Source organism: Bacillus nitratireducens (assembly GCF_001884135.1).
GTDB classification, from domain to species: Bacteria; Bacillota; Bacilli; order Bacillales; family Bacillaceae_G; genus Bacillus_A; species Bacillus_A nitratireducens.
Map to the genome: position 1 here is coordinate 75022 of NZ_MAOC01000019.1, position 24698 is coordinate 99719.

Genomic DNA, 24698 nt, shown 5'->3' on the forward strand with positions numbered 1-24698 from the left:
GATGTAAAACGATGGAGAGGCATGAAGAACTGGATTCTATAAGAGGAATTTCTTCATTGGTAGTAATGATTGGTCATCATTTGATGATTTTCTCAGCATTTCAAAATTACAGTTATGAAGATAATAAACCATTTGTTGTATATCTATTAAAAGAAACGCCTGCACGTCTTATTTTTAGTAGTGGTAACGAATCTGTTATTATCTTTTTTGTTTTGAGTGGATTTGTTTTGTATGAATCTATTCAAAAAACAAATAGTAGCTATGGATCATACCTTTTAAAACGTATATGCAGAATATATATTCCGTATATTGTGGCAATAGTCATAGCTATTATATGCCAGACTACAATAAGTAAATATGGTATTTCTTATTTAAGCGAATGGTTTAATCGCTCATGGACGATTGAAAGTTCTTTAAGTCTAATAGCACAGCATGTTTTATTGGTTGGGAAATATAATACAGATACATATAACAGTGTGATTTGGTCACTTGTACATGAAATGCGAATATCTATAATTTTCCCGTTAGTTTTGATGGTTTGTTTACGCAAAACAGTAAGGGGTTCATTGCTATCATTGTTTAGTTTTAGTATATGTTCTGTCGTGATATTATTATTATTTCGCTCAAGTTTAACATTAACAAGCTATGTATTAACGTTGCATTACACAGTGCTGTTTTTACTAGGAGCACTAGTTGCGAAGTATAAAAATAATTTAATAGCTTTTTATAGTAATTGTACTAAAAATACGAAAATTACATGGTTTTTATTTGCGATTTTACTTTATATGTATGAAGGGCTTATTGGAGAAATTAAAGTGCTCAATAATTTTATATTTCGAGACTTCGTAGTAGCGATAAGCGCATGTCTATTTGTCATATTAAGCTTGTCAGTATCAACTTTGTCGTCCTTACTGCATAATAAATACTTGTTATATTTGGGGAAGATTTCTTACAGTCTTTATTTGTACCATAGCATATCTTTGTTTTCTCTTATATACGTGCTCCATGAAATATTACCGTTACCTATTGTTTTAATTTTGTCGCTTATTCTTTCGCTTATACTAGCAACGATTTCGTATGTATTTGTAGAAAAATTTGCATTTAGAGTCGGAAAGTATGTAACAAAGCGAGCGGATAGAGAGAGGAAAGAGTTATTAGTAGAAAATGATGTGCAGGATGTTATTCAGACAAAGGCGGTGAAATAATTGAAGCAAGAAATGAGTATAAAAGATTTTCAACAGTTATTGAAAAGGAGATTCGTAACGATCATTTTGACGATGTGTTGTTTAACCGTTTCTCTAGTTCTTATTTCTATGTATGTGCTAAAGCCTTCGTATCAATATTCAGCGCAAATTCTTGTTGGAAATTTAGATGAGTTTAATAAGGAAAATACAGCGAATAAAACACAAGAAAATAAGCAACTTGTAACATCGTTTGTTGACATTTTAAAAAGTCCACTTATTATTTCGACAGTAAAAAACACTTTGAAATTAGAACAATCAAGTTATGAATTAGCACAAAAAATTTCGGTGTTGAATACGGACAACTCACAAATTGTTACTGTTACAGTAAAAGATTCGGATCCTAAAATCGTGAAAGAGATTGTAAAGTCATTGGCAGAACAATCTCAAAAAAGCTTTCAACAGTATACGAATGTACAGGGGGTAAAAATATTAACTGACCGAGAGTTACAGGAAGAAGCTGAAAAGCTGTTTCCGAAATTTCAACTTATCATTCCTATCTCTTTAATTGTTAGTTTTTTTGTTGGTGTAGGTTTAGCTGTATTTCGAGATTATTTTGATGAACGGATATACGTGGAACAGGATTTAGAGAAAATAACGACAGTCTCTGTTATTGGTCATATAAATATGAAACCGAAAAGAAAAAAGAAACCTACAGAGTTTGATAAGCAATCATCTATATATCGAGGTGAACATGTCGATGTTTAAGACAAAGAAAAATCTGCCATTCGATCCGCATGATGCTCTGATGAAAGAGCAGTTTTATACTGTATATCATGAGTTGAAAAAATCTGGAAAACAACTATTCTCAGTTACTTCAACGAAAGACAGAGGCGTCGTTGCCTCGCTTATAGTAAATATGGGGCTAGTGTTTGCGGAAATGAAAAAAAAGGTGTTACTTATCGATGTGAATTTTTCGGAACCTAAACTACACCTACTATTACAAAGCGATCTTGCGACAACAGTAAACGATATAATAAGCTCCCCTCCATGTAATTATGAAACTTTTTCAAGTGATTTGTCTAAATACTTGTATTGTATTCCTGCAAAAAAAACGGTACACAGCGGAACGCCCTTAGTTGCTATGGATGAATTTGATAATGTAATTGCTAAGTGGAAAGAAGATTTTGATTACATTTTCTTTTATTCATCTGAAGTATTTGAGCTTCCTGCTACGCACATTATTGCGGGTAAATGCGATGGAGTGGTCTTGGCAGTCAAAAAACGAAAAGATTCCTTACGTACAGTACAAAAAGTAATAACGGATATAAAGAGGAAAGAATGTGAATTAATCGGTATAGTTTTATATTCTTGAATATGGGGGTAACGATCCATGATTCGTGAAACAAATCAAGCTAAGTTGTATACTATTCCGGCTCAAGAAAAGGATAGCATTTTGAATCGAAGTGTAAAACGCTTGTTTGATATAATATTTTCACTCATATTGTTACTAATAATGTTACCACTTATGTTGTTCTTTTGTATTATGATTGCTTTAGAAACACCTGGAGCTCCAATCTACTTTCAAGAGCGTTTAGGAATAAATGGAAAGAAGTTTAATTTATTTAAATTAAGGTCGATGATAAAGGACGCTGAAAAGAACGGACCGCAATGGGCAAACGAAAATGATTCAAGAATTACAAAGATTGGATTGTTTATAAGAAAAACGAGAATTGATGAATTACCACAACTTATAAATATTTTAAAAGGTGATATGTCTTTTGTTGGTCCTAGACCAGAGAGGGAGTATTTTTATAATCAATTTGATGCTTATATTCCAGAATTTAAGGATCGTTTAATAGTGAAGCCGGGGTTAACTGGATGGGCACAAATAAATGGAGGATATAATCTTGATCCGCAAGAAAAGTTGAAATTAGACATGGAGTATATTGAACTGAAAACGATTAGGATGGATATTCGTATTTTATGTAAAACTGTTTTAATTGTATTGAATGGGAATGGTGCAAGATAAAAAACATAGTAAATATGTTTTTATACAAATAATAGATGAATATACAACGAATCTAAGTAGGTTACATGCAAAGGAGAACTGGTATGGGTAGATCCATTCTAAACAATATTGTACATCTATTTTATAGTACGATTTTAGCTAATCTTCTTCAAGCCATTAGTTTAATTGCTTTAGCCAACTTTTTTAATGCACAAAATTACGGGATGTTTAGTGTTGCAATCGCATTAACATTTGTTATGTTATTTTTTACAGATTTAGGACTTAGTAATACATTTCTTCGAGAAGGAGCAAAGGAAGGAGTAGATTTAGAGGCAATTTTATCTTCGTATATAAAGATAAGGATGATTCTTCTAATTGTCATTTCGGTAATTGGTTATATAGCTATTCATTTTGTGTATGAGGATAAGGATTTAATTTATATGATGTTGAACGTAATGTTCTTAATGTTAATAGGACTAACGTGGCAAAATATAGGGATTGCGTATTTTCAGTTGATGGAACGTATGAAATATATAGCCCTTATTAAAGTTGTATCAGCATCTATTGTCATCATAATTACATGTTTCTGTATTTTTGGAGAACTACCAGTGTATATAACGGCTAGTTTATATGGTTTTGGTTATATGATCGGTGGTTTATTTAGTTTTTTCGTAATGAGAAGAAAAACGAATATGAATATGAAAGTAAAAGTTCATAAAGGATTATTTTGGCAATTAGCACCTTTTATTGTAAGTGGTTTTTTAATAATGAGTACGCCACAATTAGCACCTATTTTACTCAACTATACATTGTCATTAAGTATGGTAGGTGTTTTCGCGGTTGCCTATCGGATGCCAGCAGCTTTATACCAAGTGCCGGGGGTAATTGCAGGAGCGTTTTTCCCGGTGCTCTTTAAACATTATAACCAAAATAATTTAGAAGAGCATACGAAATTAAATATACTTCAAATGAAATCAATGGCAGTTGTGGGTATATGTATGACGATAGGCTTATATAATTTAGCACCATATTTTATTTCTATATTTTTTCATGAGGAATGGAGTAATGCAGTAGAGCCACTTCAAATATTATCTTTTCTTATTGTGTTACAAAGTATAAATATTGCTATCGCTGATGGTTTAACAACGAGTGGGGGGCAAAAGAAAAGAACTGTCGTGCAGTGTGTTGCTTTAGTGATTGGTGGAATTATGCTATACAGCTTCAGTAGTATCTGGGGAGTTATAGGAGCAGCTTATGCTATGGTTTTATTTGAGATAGTGGCCTTAGTTGGATATATAACAGTAAGTGTAGTGAAGGGGAAAATTGTATTTCAAATTGTAATACCGTATACAATTTATTTTGGTGTAACTTTTATTGGAGTGCAATATATGTTACATACGTACAATTTGATTGCACTTGTACTTCATACGTTTATCGCAGTAGTTGGTATATTCCTATATGATCATGAGTTGAAAAAACTTATTCTTTCGTTTATACGAAAGACACGAGAAAAGGATTATATTACGAAACAGGGGATATAGCCTATGGAAAATAATATGCAAATTTCGATGAAATGGATTTTTCTTTTAATTTTGTTTGTTATGTTAAGTAAATACAATATATATATAGGATTTTCCTTGAAAATATATATGATTTTCTTAGTCATTTATTTTTGTTTAACAATTAAAGACTTTCATATTCAAAAGCTATATTTTCATGAAGTGGTATTTTTACTGTTCTATTTCATTTATTGTTTAAGTGGTATTCTTTCTATATATTTAAGTGCTAGTATTCGTATGATTTTTGGCGTATTGCTTGTTTTAGGATGTTATTTTATTATGAGGAATTTACTGGGGAACACCGAAATAGTAGTGCTCGAGTCAGCCATTGTCTATGTAGGATTAGTATTTAATATTGTAAGTCTCATACTTTATATAGTCGGGTTACAACATTTTGGATTATCTGGCGGAGAAGAGAGAGAAATTTATGCTGGATTATTAGTAGATAGAGGATATCCGAGGTTAATTGGGTTATTAGATGATCCTAACATTTTTATTTTTTATAATACGATATTTTTTATGTATTATATGACAAATTTATATAACATGACCAACGTCATCGGATTGGTTTTATGTGTTACGACGAGTTTATTAACATTTTCAAGAGGTGGGATTTTAGCAATTGCGCTTGTTCTGGTTGTATATATATGTATGTCCAGCTTTGCTAAAAAAGTGAAAATAGTAATAGGTTTAGTAATATTTAGTATTGTTATTTTTAGTTTAGCGAATGTAGTAATGGGTGGAAAACTAGATGATATATTACATGATCGGATTTCTGATTTTTCGCACGATAATGGGAGTGGCAGATTTACACTATGGGAAGCTGCTTTCAAATATTTTTTATCTAATCCATATATTGGTATCGGTGCTTTTAATTTTTCGAATTATTATGAGTATCAGTTCAATGAAAAACTATATGTACACAATACATTTTTAGAAATTTTATCTGAATCGGGTACAATTGGTTTCCTTTTATATAGTGCTTTTTTATGTATTCTAATGGTGAAGTTGACTAAGTATAACTTATTTCGTGAAAAACCATATCTTTTATTGACTATGATTGCATTTTTATTTCAGATGATGTCATTGTCACTTATTATTAACGAAGCTTTCTTTTTATTTTTAGCAGTTGTTGTGAAATACATTTCAACATATGAAGGAAGGGGAATGATAGATGGTAAAGTGTCTATCAGTACATAACGAGGCGCCTTGTGTTTCTATAATAACACCTTCTTATAATAGTTTACGTTTTATTGGTGAGACAATCACATCTGTGCAGAGTCAATCTTATAAAAATTGGGAAATGCTTATCGTTGATGATGCTTCAACGGACCACTCATTTGTAAAAATTAAAGAGATGATAGAAGGGGATTCGCGAATTCGGTTATTATCATTAGAAGAAAATATGGGTGCTGCTAAAGCTAGGAATATAGCGATTAAAGAAGCGAGAGGAAGGTATATTGCCTTTTTAGATAGTGATGATATTTGGCTACCCAATAAATTGGAGACGCAATTGTTATTTATGGAAGGAATGAATGTTGCGTTTTCGTATACGTCCTATAGTTTAATTGATGAAAATAGTAATGCCCTGAATAAAGAGGTGAACGTACCGGAATTTGTTGATTATCATTATTTAGTAGGAAACACAATTATTGGGTGTTTAACAGTGATGCTTGATCGTGAGAAAATTCCTTGTATTGAAATGCCTAGTGTGCAGCCTGAAGATACAGCATTATGGCTGAACTTGTTAAGTAAAGGATATGAAGCGAAAGGGATACAGCAAGTATTGGCAAAATATAGGATTGTTACAAATTCTGTTTCGAGAAATAAAATAAGGGCGGCCTTCCGATATTGGAAGCTGTTAAGAGCACAAAAACCACTTAATTCATTGCAAACCTTTTTTTATTTTAGTAAGTATGCTTATCATGCTTACAGAAAAAATAAAATCAATGTAGTTGGGAAGACGCAAGTATGAATATATTATTGATGACAGATAAATTGATAACTGGTGGAGCCGAGAGCTACTTCTGTAAATTGGAAAACAATTTGCAATATGAAAACATTACGGTTTATACAGCTGCAGGTGAGGGAGAATTATATCAATCTCTTACCAGAAAAGAAAATTTCATGTTACTTAGTCGATGGAATCATTTGAGAAATATTCATTACTTACGAAAAGAGATTTATAAACGAAAGATAGAACTTATTCATGCAAATAGTTTGCGAATGGTATTATATGCTTTTCTACTTCAAAAGTTTATTAAAAGAAAGATAAAAATCGTGTATACGAAACATAATGTAACGATACTAGAAAAGAAAATGCCAATTCTTTTTCGTTATGTCATGAATAAATATGTGAACAATATTATTACAGTAAGTGAATTTGAAAAGAATAACTTAATTTCAATTCATGTAGCTGAAGAGAAAGTAAAGACAATCTACAACGGTGTGGATATTGAAAAATTTTTATTCCAGCAGAAAAAGAAAGAATCTACTTATAAAGTAGGTATATTAGCTAGATTATCCAAGGAGAAAAATCATCAACTATTTATTAAAATTGCAAATGTGTTGAAAAAGAGAAATGATTTTATGTTTTATATTGCTGGTGATGGACCAGAGAAAGAATCTATTATGAAAGAAATGGAAAAATATGACTTGCTACAAAGTGTAAAGATGTTAGGAAATATTTCAGAGCCACATAAGTTTATAGGAAATATGGATGTATTACTTTTATTATCTTTTCGTGAAGTGTTTCCAATGGTAGTAATTGAAGCAATGGCTACAGGAACACCAATTGTTTCAATAGATGTCGGTGGAATAAATGAAGCGGTAATAGATGGAGAATCAGGTGTTTTAATAACTGAATATTGCGAATCTGAATTTGCAGACGTGCTGGAGGAATTACAAGGAAATGAAGAAAAGGTGAATGATATTAGAGTGAAAGCGCGAGAAAAAGCGGAAAGAAATTTCTCGTTAACTAAAATGGTAGAAGAAACGAAGGATATATATGAATTAAACAAATGACCGTGGAGGTCGTTTGTTTTTTTTATGATACAAACTTTTAAGAGAGAACTCACATATTATATGAAAAAGGCAATATGAGGAGTGAATTTATTTTGTCAGAATATATTTCTTCACAAGAGGAGTGTGCGCCAGAAAATAGTGTTCATATTGATTGCTTTGGTGCAGTTCCGAATTCAGGAAGTGATAGTTCGTTAGCGATTCAACAAGCGATTAATTATTGTGTAGCGAACCGAATTTCAACGGTAAGAATTACAGGGGTTAATACGTATAAAATATTGAAGCCGATTGTTATTAAATCCAACGTAAGATTAGAGTTAGATCCTACCGTAACGCTGCAAATTGATGGAGATTTTAATGCGTTTGAGTTACAAAGTAATGCTTCTATAACTGGCGGTACTATTCAAGTTATTAATCAAGTATTTCAGTCATCTGTTATTTATGTTTCCGGTTCACAACAAATAGAAGTGCCTAATCAATCTGTCATATCAAATATAAATATAATAAATACCACACCATCATATAAAGGAAAAGCTATACATTTTTATTGTCAAAAAGCGTGGGATTATATTAGTTTCTTTCAAGTTAACTATGTTCAAGTTAAAAATTTTCAAACTGCAATATATTTAAAAACGGAATATGTAGACAATATAAATACACCTTGCTGGATTAACGCAAATGTATTTCAATCTATATTTATTGATGGATGTCAGTATGGAATAGAAGTAGATGGGAATAGTGATTTACCAAATGAAAGTTCAGGAAATACGTTTCATGATATTCAAGTGCAATGTAGACAACAAACGAAAAAAGCAATTCGTTGTTCAGGTGCTTATAATACATTCAACTGTATGATTTGGGATACGTACAGGATGAGTAGTGAACAAATAGTAATTGAATTTTCTTCTAATTCCCATCGTAACTACCTTTTTTCAAATTTACTTTCAACAACTATTGTAGATAACGGACAATACAATGTTTGTAAGTCTACTTATGAAGAATCACTTCGGGTTCAGTTACCTTTGACGCTGAATAAACCACATTTAATAGGAAATCAAGATGATATTTTAGTAAATGCCCAGCTGAAGTATAGTGTTAAGCAAGTAAGTGGGAAATTGCCTTACGGAGGAAATATCGCTAATTGTTTTAATTTAATAGATGAACAAAGTGTGAATTATATCGATGTTCCAGATAGTAATCCAGTTGTTATTGAATTGGACTTTACGAAAAATCCGATTAAAATGTTGAATTGTATTGGGATGTACTTTGGATGGGGAGAGAGCCCCAAAAAAATTAAAATTGAATATGCATTAAGTGCAACTGGGAGTTGGATTATCGCGGCAGATGTTCCATTAAATGTTGGAGATACAATTATATCGAATATGAAAGCTAATCAGTTATATAAAGTAAGAATTACATTGAGTGGGTACTCTCAAGACCATAAGCGTTTTCGAATTAATCGTATTTTTGCAAGGTCTTCTATGGAAAATGGAAATGCTTGGTTAGCGACAACTGGTGGAAGAATGTTTGGAGATATTGAGTTAGAAGCAAGTAAAGGTGTAATTATGAAAACTGCTGGTGGAGTAAAATGGAAAGTTACTATAAATGAAGCGGGTCAGCTTATTACAACTAAAATAACTTGAGATGTTCTTCTCTTTGTATAAGTTGTACAAGTATTAGGTGGTGTGATGAATTCGTTTTAAAAGAGGACGTGTAGTCTGTAGAATGAAAAAAGCTTGTAGTTTGAATGTTATCAAACTACAAGCTTTTTATTTTTTCGATTACCGCCACCAAATCCAAGTCCAAAAGTAGTTTCGTATATTCCGAGGAGTAATGCGTATAAAACGTTCACCGTCAAAGAAACAATTTAAATTTGGAAGTGTTTCATCTGGATTGTCTGGAACAAAGGTGACGATGTTTTCGTTGCTTGTAACGGTTACTGTAATTGGTGGGTCGGTAGGGGAGACTTGAAGTTGTAATGAAATATTGGCCGTATTTTTAAATTCATTATTAACAGGTGGACTTATCACTTGTACTGTGAATAACACGATAATTGTTTCGTTTGGTTCCAAATTAGTAGCGACTAGGAAACCGATATTCGGATTCGCTAGTGGAGAGCGTTCACCGTTAATAAAGACAGTGCCGTTTATAAATTGTAAACCTGCTGGAATGGTATCCTGTAAGGAAATATTTGAGAGTGAAATCTCGGAAGTATTTGTAATACGCACCGTATAATCAAAATGTTGATTTAAATAAGCTGAGCTAACGGAAGCGTTTTTCGTGACTGTTGCAGTAACAAATTGAACTGGTATACGAACAATGTTCGAATTAACAATGAAAGTAATAACTGGGTCCTGTGGTGTCAATTGGAAAGCAGCTGTAACTGTTGCAGAATTGATAATTGTACTGTTTGAAGGAATAGAAGTTACGAGAACTTGAAATGTTATCGTTGCTACTGAACCTGCAGGTAAAGCGCCGATATTAATACCAGTGTCTGGACGGACATTTGGAACCGGAGTACCGTTAATTGTTACGCTGTTTTCTATAAATGTTGTACCAGCCGGAATTATATCTAAAACGGAAGTACTTACTGTAGGAATTGGGGAATGATTAAATACCTCTAATGTAAATGTAATAATATCCCCTGTAACGACAATAGATTTGTCAGCTTTTTTCTCAATGCTAATCATTGGCTCAATCAGTGTTGTTGTAACGGTATTTGTTTGCTTTGTAATTGTAATAGGCGGTTCATTCGGATCAATGGTAACGGTATAGGAAACAGAAGCATCGTTATTAATTACAGATTGAAGAGTCGAAGGAGATATTGTTACTTGGAACGTAATGATAGCAGATTCCTTAGGAGCAAGGTTTCCTAACGTAATACCATTTTCAGGATTCTCATTAGGTTGATTGATTCCGTTAATCGTAACGCTGCCCGTAACGAAGGTCGTATCTACTGGTGCGGTGTCTATGGCAAGAAGATCTTCAATAGTCACATTACCACTATTCGTAATCGTAATTGTATACGTTAAAGTTTGACTAGGTAATGCATTCGTGGCATTAACAGACTTTATGGCAACGACATTATCATTTTGGACAGTTGTTGTCACAGTATTTGTTGTAGTCGTATTTGTAACAGGTAAGTTATTTGGATTGACTATATAGTTAAAAGTAGTAATTGCTTTGTTGTTGAGCTCATTTGGTGTTGGAATAGAAGTTACAGTTACTTGGAATGAAGCGATAGTATTTCCACCTACAATTATAGTGCCAATTGGTATGCCGCTTACTGGATTAACTCCCGGAAGAGTTTCTCCGTTGACAATGACGCTATTTTCTATAAACGTAGTACCTAGAGGAATAATATCTTGAATGATTACATCATTTGCTGCAACATTACCAGTTTGATTTAATGTAATCGTATACGTTAACGTATCACCAACCGTTGCAAATGCAAGGTCAACAGCTTTATTACTATTCAAATTCGCATGATTAATTTCTGTTACAGCAGCTGATGAAATAATAGTTTCGGTAATAGGCGGTCGATTCGGTACAGTGTATTGGTATTCAATTGTACTCGTGTTAGAGATTGGATTTGTTTGTGGAATCGAAGTAACCCGTACTTGGAATAGAATAGTTGCTGTCGTATTAGGCGGAATGTTATCAATTTGTATACCGTTAAGTGGGTTGTCATTTGGACGAGCGTTGCCATTTACAATAACACTATTCTCTATAAAGCTCGTATTTGCTGGGATGATATCTGTAACAATAATGTTTTCCACTTGTATATTTCCGTTATTTATGATGGAAATTGTATAAGGGATAATGGTTTGTAGGTCAGCATATTGGATAGGCGTTGTTTTTGTCGCAATTACATTAGCAGAAATAAATTCAGTGAAGGTAATATTACTAGTCGATATTTGTTCTTCCCCGTTTATTGTATAGCGGGAAGCAGATTGATTTTGAATACGACCGCTAGCTGGAAGAGCTACGACGGTAACAGAAAATGTGACTGGGATAGAAATGTTAGGAGCAATCGTTCCTACAAGTATACCGGTACTTGGATCCGCGTTAAGCTGCGGAATGTTATTTACTAAAACGCTACCGTCTATAAAGATTGTTCCATCAGGAATATTGTCTGTAAATACAACAGCAGTAGCATCCGTATTCCCTGTATTCGTTAAAGTTGTTGTATAAGTTAAAATGTCACCAATCGTTACAGAAGTCAAATCAACAGTTTTAAGTGAAGCGATATCAGCATCATTAATTTGAACGAAAGTAGTATTGGAGGTAGTAGATTTTTGAATTGGTGCAAAGTCAGGATTGAAAATAAAGTCATAGACGATATTTGCAGTATTAGGTGTTGGATTTACAGCAGGTAAATTCGTAACGAAAACTTGGAATATTATTGTTGTCGATTGACCTGACGCGATATTAGCAATGGAAAAGCCGATATTCGGATCTGCTGCAGGAAGTACAGTATTGTTAACTATTACACTTCCCGGAATAAATACTGTTCCATCTTCTATAGTATCTGTAAAAAAGATGGAGTTAGTTGTAGTGGATCCGTTATTTTGGATTAATACTGTATATTCAATGATTTCATCAATATTAGCTAATACTTTATTAGCGGATTTTGTAGCGATAAGAATAGCGTCAATAAATTGTATATTTGTACTATTGGAAGAGGTCGTTTCTGAAATTGGTGGTGAGCTTGGATCCGGTTGATATTCATAGTGAATGACAGCGATATTATTAATATTATTTTGTGAAGGTATAGAGACTACATTTACTTGGAACGTAACGATAATCGTATTATTTGGAAGGATAATACCAATAATTATTCCAGTAATTGGATTTTCGTTAGGTCTTGGTATGCCATCTACAAGGATGCTATTTGGAACGAATGTGGTTCCAGCTGCAATTGCGTCAATAAGTAGTGCATTTGTAATAGGTACTGTACCAGCGTTTGTAACTGCGACTGTATAGGTGATAATTTGGCCGATACGTGTAATGGATCTATTAGCGGATTTAATTGCACTAACATTTGCCGTTCGCACTTCAGTGTTTACTGCATTTGATAACGATCTACGCTGAATAATCGGAGAACTAGGATCAATTTGGTATTCATACGAAGTGTCTGAAATGTTAATGACCGTATTGCTGGAAGGTATACTTGTAAGTTGTACTTGGAATGAAATAGTGACTGTTTCATTTGGTTGTATCGTGCCGAGATTTACTCCGTTTTCTGGATTCGCGCCAGGCTGAATCACATTATTTATTGTTAAGCTATCTTCAATGAATATCGTACCTTCTGGAATGTTATCAATGAACACAATATTGTTAGCTGGAACGGTTCCTATATTTTGTAGTGTATTTGTATAGGTAATAATTTGCCCGATTGATACGAAAGTTACATCCGCGTTTTTAACAGAAATAATATTTGCATTTTGAAGTGATGTTGTAACGATATTAGAATTTGCAGAGCGATTTACTGGTGGAGCTGTAGGGATACTTACATATTGGTAATTTACAGATGATTGATTTACAATTTCGGTTTCAGTAGGTGGATTATTTGTTTGTGCTTGAAATAGTATTGTCTTGGAACTGTTTGCTGGAATGGTTCCAATTGGTATTCCGTTTTCTGGATTTACACCTGGCTGCAGGACACCGTTAATTGTGACACTATCGGGAACGAATGTAGTCCCAGCTGGAATAGAATCTGTAAAAATAATATTTATTGCGTCAACATTGCCGATATTTTTCACTTCAGAAATATAAAGTATAGTTCCGCCGATATCTACAGTTATTGGATTGGACGTTTTTGTAATTGTCAATTGTGCTTGCACAAAATTTGTAATGACAATATTACTTGTAGATGTTTCAGTAATAGGCGGCTGGCTTGGATCTGGTTGAATTGTATATGTTGTATTGGATTGATTTGTAATAGAATCTTGCGAGAGTGAATTGTTAATAAGAAGTTGGAACGAAATAAGGTGAGTAGCGTTTGCTGCAAGGTCAGGCAAAGTAACACCTACATTTGGATTTGCACCAGGTATAGTAGTTCCGTTAAGTGTAAAACTATTTTCTACGAATGTAGTCCCATTTGGAGTAGAGTCTAAAAATGAGAGATTAGTTGCTGAGATATTTCCGTTATTTTCTAATGTTATCGTGTAGGTCAAAATATCGCCAGTTGTTGCTTGCTGTGCATTGACTGCTTTTAAAGAAAGGATATTTGCATCCGAAATTTGCGTGAAAGCTGGATTAGATGTAATTGTTCGAGAGATGCTAGGAGCAGTTGGATCGGCGACAAAAGTATAGTCAATACGGGCTGTATTAGAAATTGGATTCACGCTTGGAATGGATTGAACGATAACTTGGAATGTGACGGTGACGATTTCTGATGGTACGATGGAGTTTAATGGTATTCCTACGTTTGGATCGGCACCTGGAACTGAAACGGTATTAATGGTAACGCTATTCGGAATAAATGCGGTTCCTTCTGGGAGCAAATCTGTTAAAGTAACTGTATTTGCAGTTGTATTTCCGTTATTTTGAACGACTACTGTGTAAGTGATTGTACCGTTAGTAGATTGTACGAGAGAATCTGTATTTTTCATTGCAGATAAGGATGCATCAACGACAGCTGTATTCACCGTATTAGATGAAGATGTTGCTGTAACTGGAGGTTGACTTGGATCGACAATATACGTGTAACTTGTAAGTGCTTGATTTATAATCGCTCCTTGCGGTGGTATAGAACTTGCAAGGAATTGGAACGTAATAGTAGCTGAATCACCTGGTGCGATAATACCAACTGGAATACCGAGAGTTGGACTTGTATTTGGAAGTGAAATTCCATTTAACGTAACGCTATTTGGAACGAATACTGCCCCTTCAGGAACTCCATTTATGAGTAATACAGAATTTGCAGGGAAGTTTCCAGTATTCGTTAATGTTGCTGTATACGTAATTACATCTCCGATAGATACGATTGTTCGATTTGCTTCTAAAACAGTAGTAACGGTAGCGTTATTAATTTGTGTTGAAGAGCCATTAGAATTTATTGTGCTTGTAACAGGAGGAGCAGTCGGATCAACAATGAATGTGAATTGAATAGATGCAACGTTTGTAATTGGGTTTGAAGGTGGAGTAGATGCAACTATGACTTGGAAAGTAACAGTTAAGGAACTATTCGTACTAACGGTTCCGATATTAACTCCGTTATTTGGATTTGCCCCTGGAATGATACTTCCATTTACAGAAAAACTATTTTCAACAAAGGTCGTTCCAGCTGGAATAAGATCTGAGAAATTTAGATTCGTAGCGTTTGTATTGCCGCTGTTTTGAATCAAAACTGTATAAGTGATTGTGTCTCCGATATTTGCAAAGGCTGTATTAGCAGTTTTTACAGCTGAAAGTATCGCTGAATTAATAGAAGTAACGAAGACGTTCGTTTCCACATTGCCAGGCTGGGCTTGTAATGAATTGCCTACGTTATATTGGAAGTTAACAAATCCTAAGTTTTGGAGTTCAGGTGTGAACGTTGTTGGATTGCTTACAATTTGAACTTGGAATACAATTGTTACAATTTGATTTGGACTGATTGTATTTATACCAACACCGTCAATGATAGAAGCAGATGGTAATGGAGTGCCGTCAACAATAACTGATCCTGTGACAAATTGTGTCCACGAAGGTATAGGGTCTGAGAAAACAACGTTGTTAGCAGAGATGTTTCCTGTATTCGTAATAGTGGTTGTATACGTAATCGTATCACCGATCGTTGCAAAAGCTTTATCTCCTATTTTAATAGTGTTTAAAATAGCACTTTCAATTGTTGTTGTAACACTATTTGAAGTAATGTTTTTTGAAACAGGAGGATTAGCTGGATTGACGATATGTTGGAAACCAACACTAGCTTGATTGGTAATTGGATTTATAGGCGGAATTTCATCGGCATTAATATGAAATGCTACGATGACAGACTGGTTTGGCGCGATATTACCAATTGGAACGCCTGTAATTAGGTCTGCATTTGGGATGGTAGTTCCGTTAAGTGTAAAACTATTCGGTTCAAAGGAAGTTCCGTCTGGAATTAGGTCGGTAAAAATAACATTCGTCGCACTAACATTGCCGCTATTTGTAATCGTAACTGAGTAGACAATATCTTGCCCAATATCTACTGTTGCCACATTTGAATTTTTTTGTGCAGTAAGGATAGCGCTATTAACTTGTGTTGTCGTTGTATTAGATTGATTAGAAGTTGAAATGAATGGCTGATCTGGATCAACAATATAACGGTAAGTGGTAAGGGCCGAATTAGAAATAGGATTGTTGATTGGGAGGGTTGAAACGATGGCTTGGAATGTGACAATTGATGTGTTCCCACCATTAATTGAACCGATATTTACACCAGTAGATAAATCAGCGTTTGGAATGGTTTGCCCATTAACTGTGAAACTGTTTGGAACGAAACTTAAATTGCTATCAAGTATATCGATAACAGTAACATCAGTTGCAGCCACATTCCCCGTATTAGGAAGGTTAAGTGTAAATGTTATTGTATTACCAACATCTGCAAAAGTAAGATTTGCTGTTTTTGTACTTATAATATTTGCGTTATTTATTTGGAGAAGCGTAGTGTTAGAATTAGCTGTGCTTGAAACGGGAGGATTAACAGGATCAACAGTAAAATCATAAGTCGTGGATGCTGTATTCGGTGCTGGATTAATAGGTGGAATGCTGTTCACTGTAACTTGAAAAACGATACTATATATTTCATTTGGTGGAAGTGCTGCAAGTAATACACCTGTATTTGGATCCGCATTAGGTTGTAAAATGCCATCGACAGTTAATGTGTTAGGAACAAATGTGAGTCCGCTTGGTAATACATCTGTGAATACAATATTAGTTGCATCCGTATTGCCTACATTGGCAATAGAAGTAGTGTAAAAAGCAGTTTGCCCGATATCTACAAAGGATACACTTTCATTTTTCGTCATAGATAATATGGCTTCTCTAATTTGTGTTGAAACAGGATTACTAATTGAAGTTTCTGCATCAGGCGGTGAGACTAATTGGTACGATGTCGATGAGAAATTGACAATTGGATTTTCAGTTGGTAATGAGATCACGTTTACTTGGAAGGAAACATTTACTGTAGACCCAGCTGTTATAGGTCCGATATTTACACCGTTCACTGGATTTGCACCACTTTGAGGAATTCCATTAATAGAAAATGTGTTTGTAATAAAAGTAGTTCCGCTTGGCACAGTATCTGTGAATATAACATTTTGTGCGGAGGAATTTCCATTGTTTGTTAAAGTGACAGTATAGGTGAGTGTGTCTCCGATGCTGCTAAATGCTTTATCAACTTGTTTCGATGAAAGAATGGTAGCTGTATTAATTGTAGTAAACGTTGTGTTTGAAGTAGCATTTCTTGAAACAATCGGTGCATTTGGATCAGCGATAAATGTGTAAGATGCAGTCGCGGAATTGGCAATAGGATTTTGGACTGGTGTAGAAGTAGCGGTAACCTGGAATGCTATAGAGATGGAGCTGTTAGGAGCAATTGATCCAATTGTTATACCAGTATTAGGATCGAGTCCGATTTGTGTGATGCCATCTATTGTAACGCTATCGGTAATAAACGTTGTACCATCTGGTATAAGATCAGTGAAAGTAATAGTAGTTGCATTTGTATTACCGTTATTCGTTAAAATTGTTGTATAGGTAATCGTATCACCTAGTGTTACAAGCGTTTGATCGACCGATTTTACTATCGTTAACATAGCATCTAGTACAGGATTTGTAACGATATTCGTTGAAGTAGAAGTTGTAACAGGAGCTCCGCTTGGATCAACAGTATAAGAATATAAAATTGTGTCATTATCCATAATCGAACTTGAAGGGGGAATAGAAATAACATTTACTTGGAAAGTAACAGTTACTGTTTCACCGGGTGCGATATTTGGTAAATTTACTCCAAGTGCTGGTTGCGCACCAGGTTGCTGAACTCCATTTACTGTAACTGAATTTGGTATGAATGTAGTGCTAGCTGGAATAGCGCTTGTGAATGTTATATTCGTTGCTGGTGTATTTCCTGTATTCGTAATAGTCGTTGTATACGTAAGTGTATCACCGACGGAAATAATAGATTTATCAACAGTTTTTGTTGTATTTAATATTGCGCTATTAATTGTTGTTGAAACTGCATTAGATACATGCGTTTGTGATACGGCAGGTTGGCTAGGATCGACCACATGTGCAAATTGTACAGAACTAAAATTAGAAATTGGATTTATACTTGGAATGTTTGTAACAAGTACGTTGAGAGTAATAATGGCCGTTCCACCTGGATTTATATTTTCAATCTGTATCCCGCTAGCTGGATTTCCAATTTGCTGTGTACCAGAATCGCTTGTAAGAGTCCCGGAAATAAATGTTGTTCCGTCAGGTAAAATATCTGTGAAAATTATATTTTGTGAAGTGACATTTCCAGGGTTACTTAATGTAATTGTATAAGAAATTGTATCGCCGATCGTCGCGAAAGTTTTATCTGCAGATTTAATTGCCACAACTTCCCCAGAATTTATTTGTGTCGAAACAGAATTAGATGTTGTACTTCTTGAAACTAGGGGCAAATTAGATCCTGTCATAAATTGATAATCAATAGAAGCGCCGTTTACAACTGGCGAGTTTGGCCCCCCAGGTCCAATTGTGAAAATCGGATTTGGAATGCTAACTACTTGCACGCGGAAGGTGACGTTAATAAAATCTCCTGCAATAATATCCCCAATTGGTATCCCGTTAGCTGGATTTACTCCAGGTAATAAAACCCCACCTACTCGAACGCTATCTTCTATAAATACTGTATTATTTGGAATCGAATCTGTAAAAATGATATTAGTAGCGGTCACGTTCCCGACATTTTCTAATAAAACTGTATACGTTAAAAATGAATTTCCAGGCGCGATGTCAGAAAATAGCCGATCGACACTTTTTGTTGCTTGAATAATTGCTTCGTTAATTTGCACTAAAGTTGGATTACTTGTAGCTGTTTCTGTCACTGGTGGCTGGGTAGGATCCACAATGATAGAGTATGTTGTGCTAGATTGGTTCAATGTAGGGTTTGGATTCGGTATTGAACCGATAATAGCTTGGAAGCTAATGGTTGTCGTTCCTCCAACTGGAATTGAATCTAAAGAAATTCCGCTATCTGGTCTAAATCCGAGTTGTGGGATCGTATTAATTTGTACGCTATCAGGAACGAATGAAAGTTCAGGTGGCAATATATCGATAAAAACAGGTGTGTTTGCGGTAGTATTTCCGCTATTAGTGAGAGTAGTTGTATACGTAATTGTATCTCCGACAGCAGCAAATGTACTGCTTGCAGTTTTTGTTGCGATAACGGAAGCAGTATTTACTTGTGTAAAAGTTTTATTGGATTGAACTGTTCGTGAAACAGGTGGTTCATTAATATCTACAATAAAACTATATTGAACCGATGATTTATTAGGGATTGGATTAGGATTTGGAATCGTTGTAATGTTTACTTGAAAGCTGAGTATAACTGATGCATTTGAATTTATGTTACCGATATTGATACCATTTTGTGGATTTGCATTAGGAATGGTTGTTCCATTTACTGTAAAACTATTTGGAATAAACGCTGTACCATCTGGAATTAAATCTGTAAAAATAACATTGTTTGCGGTAGTGTTACCGGAATTAGTAATGGTAGAAGTGAAAGTAAGTGTATCTCCAATAGTAGCGAATGTTGAATTGACAGTTTTATTTATAGATAGAGTAGCATCAATAATTGGAGTAACCGTTGTGTTTGTAATTGTACTACCAACAGCAGGTGATTGGTTTGGATTCACTGTATATTCATAATTTACAAGGGCGTTATTTGTTAATGTGCCACCAGGCGGTATCGCTAAAATTTGTGCTTGAAAAGCAATAAATACAGTATCTCCTGGTGGAATATCTGCTAAGTGAATACCGAGTGATGGATCTAATCCTGGTTGTGGAACATTATTGATAGTTACGGAGTTTTGAATAAATGAAGCTCCTGCGCCAAGCCCATCCGTTAAAACATTTGCACTAGCAGGGATATTTCCAGTGTTCGTAACTGCAATCGTATAGGTAACGATATCTCCAATTGCAGCTGTCGGTGTATTCACTGATTTAGTAGCGACGATCGTAGCGTTATTAATTTGAGTTGTTATTACATTACTTAACGCATTGGCGGATGTTGGAGGTAAGTTAGGATTTACGACATATTGGTATGCTGTATTACTTTGATTAGGGATTGGGTTCGGATTCGGGATGGAATTTACTTGTACTTGGAATGAAATTATCGTATTTGCATTCGGATTTATTGGATCAATTGCTATTCCATTCGCTGGATTTACATTAGGCAGTACATTCCCATTTACTGTTACACTATTAGGAATAAATGACGTCCCACTTGGAATTGCATCTGTAAATACTAAGTTTGATGCAAGTGTGTTCCCGTTATTCGCTAAAGTAGTTGTGTACGTAATAATTTCATTTACGTTAGCAAACTGTTTATCTGCAGATTTTGTAGCGGCAATTGAGGCATTATTAATAGTTGTCTGTACAATGTTAGAAGCAACCATTTGCATGACAGCTGGTTTGGATGGATCATACGTATATTGGAATGTTGTGCCTGATTGATTCGTAATCGGATTTACAGCAGGGATAGTTGGTACGGAAATTTGGAATGCAACGGTTCGTGATGAATTCGCTCCTATCGTACCTATAAAAATACCATTAGCAGGATTTGCGTTGGCTATAGGGACACCGTTAATCGTTACAGTATTAGGAAGGAAGATGGTACCAGCTGGAATGATATCTGTAAACGTTACACTAGAGGCAGGGATATTGCCGTTATTCGTTAAAATCGTTGCATACGTTATGACATCGCCAACATCAGCGAAATTTGTGCTCGTTAGTTTCGTAGCAACAATATTAGCAGTATTAATTTGTGTAGTTACTATATTACTAGTAGTGTTTTTCACAACAGCAGGTAAATTTGGATCAGCAATAAAGCTATATTGAAGTGAAGCGCTATTTTGAACTGGATTTGGTGAAGGTATCCCATTTGCACTTATTTGAAAAACAATCGTTGTAAAACCACCTGCAGGAATGGAGCCGACTTGAAGCCCGGTACTTGGGTCTGCGCCTAGCTGTAAAGCACCACCGATAAAAATACTATTTGGTACGAGAGTTGTACCAGCAGGAAGTATATCGGTAACAACAACATTATTTGCTGTAGTATTGCCAAGGTTAGCTAAGGAAATTGTATATGTGATTGGTTGCCCAACATCAGCAATAGTTAGATCTACCTGTTTGACAATAACTACGTTTGCTAAGTTAATTTGTGTACTTACAGTGTTACTTAAAGATGTTTCTATAGTTGGCGGATCGCCTGGATTTAGAATAAAACTATATTGTGTACTAGATGAATTTGTCGTTGGATTTTGGACTGGTAAAGAGGTGACAGTTACTTGATAAGAGACCGTAAGTGAGGCGTTAGCAGGAATGGCAGGTAACGGAACACCTATATTTGGATCTGCATTATTTTGAAGTACACCGTTAATAAGGAAAGTGTTTGGAATGAAGGTAGTGCCATCTGGGTTTGTATCTACGAAAGTTGGACTATCAGCAGAAACACTTCCTGCATTCGTTAAAATAACGGTATAAGTTAATATATCTCCAACGGTAGCGAACTCTCGATCCACTGTTTTTGCCGAAATGACATTTGCATCGTTTACTTGAGTAAATGTAGTAGTTGAAGTTGTATTTTTACTTACAGGTGAAGCATTTGGATCAACAATAAAGTTATAGGAGATGGAAGCGCTATTTGAAATAGGATTTGGGTTTGGAATACTAGTTATTAATACTCGGAATGAAGCTGTAATTGTAGTATTAGCATTGATGCTACCAATATTAACGCTAGCTGGTGTTGCGCCCGGCTGAGTAACACCGTTAACTATAACACTGTTCGGTACAAAGGAAGTACCATTCGCAATGGAATCAGATAGTAATACGTTGTTCGCTGCAACGTTTCCATCGTTTGTAACAGCAAAGGTGTAAGTTAATTCATCTCCAACTTCCGCAAATGTTTTATCTACAGATTTAATGGCATGAAGATCTGCTAGTCTAATTGTTGATGTAACAGAATTAGAATTTGCTGTTTTTGAATTTGGTGGCAGGCTTGGGTTTACAGTGTAAATATAAGAGGAAAAAGCGTTATTAATGATAGGATTTTGTGCAGTAATATTGATGACTGTTACTTGGAAGGATAAGTTGAAAGTAGCTCCACCAGGAATTGTGCCGATAGGTAAGGCAATGATAGAATTTACATTTTGCAAGACGCCGTTTAGCGTTACAGTACCTGGAGTCAATATCGTTCCATTTGGAAGTGGATCTGTTAGTTGAACGTTATTAGCGGGCGTATTTCCACTGTTTGAAATAAGGATTGTATAACTTATCGTTTCGCCAATTGTGGCGAATTGTTTATTTGTAGATTTTGTTAATGATAAATTCGCATTGTTAATTTGAGTAGAAACGAGATTAGAAGAAATGTTTTTCGTAACGGGCGACTGGCTAGGGTTGACGGTGTACTGATAAGAAGCGCTTGATCCGTTAGATACGACATTTGACGCAGGTATTGTATTAACTACTACTTGAAATGAAACGTTTTTGGTTGTGCCAGTTGGGATGGATCCTATATTCACACCGTTAGCTGGATTTGCGCCAACTTGTGTCGTGCCATCTATTGTTAAACTGTTGAGAACAAAAGTGGTTCCAGTAGGAATGATATCTGTAAAAATAACGTTGTTCGCATTCGTATTACCTGTACCTGTAAAGGAAACGGTGTACGTTAGTGTATCACCAATATCTGCATAATTTTTATCTACTGCTTTCGTCATTGTTACAGTAGCATTATTCACTTGAGTGGAGACAATATTCGTCGTATCAGTCCCGCTTACTGCCGGTTGATTTGGCACAGGAATATATTGATATGTTGTTGTGCCACTATTTAATATTGGATTTGTTTGGGGGATAGAAGGAACGAATACTTGAAATGAAATGGTAGTAGTAGAATTTGCAGCAATAGATCCAATTGATATACCATTAGCAGGATTTGCTCCCCCTTGAGTAACCCCGTTAACAGTTACGCTCCCTGGAATGAAAGTAGTCCCGCTAGGAATCGGATCCGTATATATAACGTTCGTTGCAGCGATATTTCCTATATTAGCCAAGGCAATACTGTAAGTTAATGTTTCGCCAATATCGGTAAAAAGTTTGTTAACTGATTTTGTCCCATTAATATCTGCGAGGTTAATTTGTGTTCCTGCAGAGTTACTTGTTGCAAGACCGTTAAAAGTCGTTCCTCCGGCAATTGGTGTATATTGAAATGTAATATTAGCAGTGTTAGAGATAGGATTTTGACTTGGAAGAGAAACGACAGTCGCTTGGAAAGCTACTGTACGAGAAGAGCCATTATTAATTGTCCCAAGAGATATACCGGCGGCAGGATTTGCGTTTGTTTGCGGGACATTATCTATTGTTACAGTCCCAGGTATAAAGGAAGTACCGTTAGGGAGAACGTCTGTAAAAGTAACGTTATTGGCAGGAAGAAGCCCGGTGTTAGGAACAGTAACTGTATAGGTTAGAATATCCCCAATTGTAGCGACACTTTTATTCACGCTTTTCGTTGCTTGTATATTAGGTGAGTTTATATTGATTTGTAAACCGACTGTATTTAACATATACGCGTCTCCGTTAGTAGTTAAACGGATTGCGGCAGATACTTGGGAGTTTGTTAAATAAGGAGAAATATCAATGGAAGTAATGTCCCATCCTTGTCTTCCAGCGGAGATATTTGTACCTGTAGAAGCACTCTGGTTTCGCGTTCCAAATGTACCAGTTGTATCTAAGTTCCCTGCAGCATTATTAATTTGAGAACCGAAGAAATTATTAACAGCATTATTTGGCCCAGATAATGCTGTTAATGAACTGAAATTTGGTCCAAATAAAGCTTGATCCCCAGTTAAATCAGCATCCCCTTCAGTAGAACTTAAAAATAATCTCCCGCTTACAGGTCCCCCGGCAGGTGTTAAAAACCCTGAGACAGATACATCTGCACTACCGGTTTCTACAGAAACACGGTTACCAGCTACGTAAATTGTTAAATTTCTTGCGGGTAAGGAACCGTTTTGATAAGCGACAATAAGCGTCCATCCTGCAGAATTAATGGCTCCATTAGAAGCGTCTAAAGGATCTACAAGTCCAGGAACAGAACCTGTTGTATAAGAGCCAGATCCAGCAGCTTGAACGAGTGAGGTTACATCTGCTGAACGTGTATAAAATCCAAATGTGACAGATCCAGAAACGAAAGTTTGATTTGAAGCTGTAACAGCCGAAGGGGTAATTGAGTATGTTGACACAGGTGTTGTAAAAGAAACGGGGTTTCCTAATACACTCGTAATGTTTTGATCCCGAGATAAATAGTTTCCACCCCAAACGAGTTCTGCGTAAAGAATAGTACTACCAGCAGGGATATTTAAAAGAGCGGTAGAACTATTTTGTGTATAGTTTAATGTTGTACCAGTAGGAAAAGTAGGTACTTGTAAAGCGGTATTCGTAGTTACGAATGCACCAATTGCCCCGATTGTACCAGCACGGTTTAGATTGCTAATTTTACTTAAACCTAGTGTGTTTCCTGTAATAGCGAGTGCGCCGTTAGTGGTGGTAGAAAATCGATTCGTAATGGGCATGTTGTCACCTCATTTACAATATAGTCTTGGTCAAAATAGGATATGTGTGTGACAAATAAAGGGAAACATGTACGAGTTGATTTGATAATAATGATTTAAATGTCTAGATAAG

At 35.2% G+C, this 24698-nt stretch carries 10 protein-coding genes; 9 read left to right on the plus strand and 1 reads right to left on the minus strand.

Translation table 11 applies throughout. From position 1 onward, the window contains the following. Window positions 1-11: 11 nt before the first annotated feature. From BAU23_RS05305 to BAU23_RS05345, 9 genes are all read left to right on the plus strand, one after another. Complete coding sequence (locus BAU23_RS05305; protein WP_000439459.1) at window positions 12-1205, plus strand: acyltransferase family protein; 1194 nt, start codon at window positions 12-14, stop codon at window positions 1203-1205. Beyond that, window positions 1206-1949 (plus strand): YveK family protein, encoded by a 744-nt coding sequence (locus tag BAU23_RS05310; protein ID WP_000807066.1) that lies wholly within the window; start codon window positions 1206-1208, stop codon window positions 1947-1949. Further along, window positions 1936-2556 (plus strand): CpsD/CapB family tyrosine-protein kinase, encoded by a 621-nt coding sequence (locus tag BAU23_RS05315; protein WP_016129038.1) that lies wholly within the window; start codon window positions 1936-1938, stop codon window positions 2554-2556. Before BAU23_RS05310 ends, BAU23_RS05315 begins: the two co-directional genes overlap by 14 nt. An 18-nt stretch (window positions 2557-2574) precedes the next feature. Continuing rightward, the gene (locus BAU23_RS05320) at window positions 2575-3213 is read left to right on the plus strand and encodes a sugar transferase (RefSeq protein WP_000617638.1); all 639 of its coding nucleotides are present in this window, start codon (window positions 2575-2577) and stop codon (window positions 3211-3213) included. Between the two features lie 83 nt (window positions 3214-3296). Next, the gene (locus BAU23_RS05325) at window positions 3297-4733 is read left to right on the plus strand and encodes an oligosaccharide flippase family protein (RefSeq protein WP_000533739.1); all 1437 of its coding nucleotides are present in this window, start codon (window positions 3297-3299) and stop codon (window positions 4731-4733) included. Window positions 4734-4736: 3 nt separating this feature from the next. After that, complete coding sequence (locus tag BAU23_RS05330) at window positions 4737-5951, plus strand: O-antigen ligase family protein (protein ID WP_000429893.1); 1215 nt, start codon at window positions 4737-4739, stop codon at window positions 5949-5951. Beyond that, window positions 5926-6726, plus strand: coding sequence for a glycosyltransferase family 2 protein (locus BAU23_RS05335; protein WP_000237698.1), 801 nt, complete (start codon window positions 5926-5928; stop codon window positions 6724-6726). Before BAU23_RS05330 ends, BAU23_RS05335 begins: the two co-directional genes overlap by 26 nt. Beyond that, on the plus strand, window positions 6723-7775 hold the full coding sequence (locus BAU23_RS05340; protein ID WP_001023689.1) for a glycosyltransferase family 4 protein: 1053 nt from the start codon (window positions 6723-6725) through the stop codon (window positions 7773-7775). Before BAU23_RS05335 ends, BAU23_RS05340 begins: the two co-directional genes overlap by 4 nt. A 92-nt stretch (window positions 7776-7867) precedes the next feature. Continuing rightward, window positions 7868-9415 (plus strand): glycoside hydrolase family protein, encoded by a 1548-nt coding sequence (locus BAU23_RS05345; RefSeq protein ID WP_071733705.1) that lies wholly within the window; start codon window positions 7868-7870, stop codon window positions 9413-9415. Between the two features lie 138 nt (window positions 9416-9553). Here BAU23_RS05345 and BAU23_RS05350 read toward each other — a convergent pair whose 3' ends face one another. Continuing rightward, entirely contained in the window at window positions 9554-24586 is a 15033-nt protein-coding gene (locus BAU23_RS05350; protein WP_071733707.1) for a DUF11 domain-containing protein, read from the minus strand. Window positions 24587-24698: the final 112 nt, after the last annotated feature.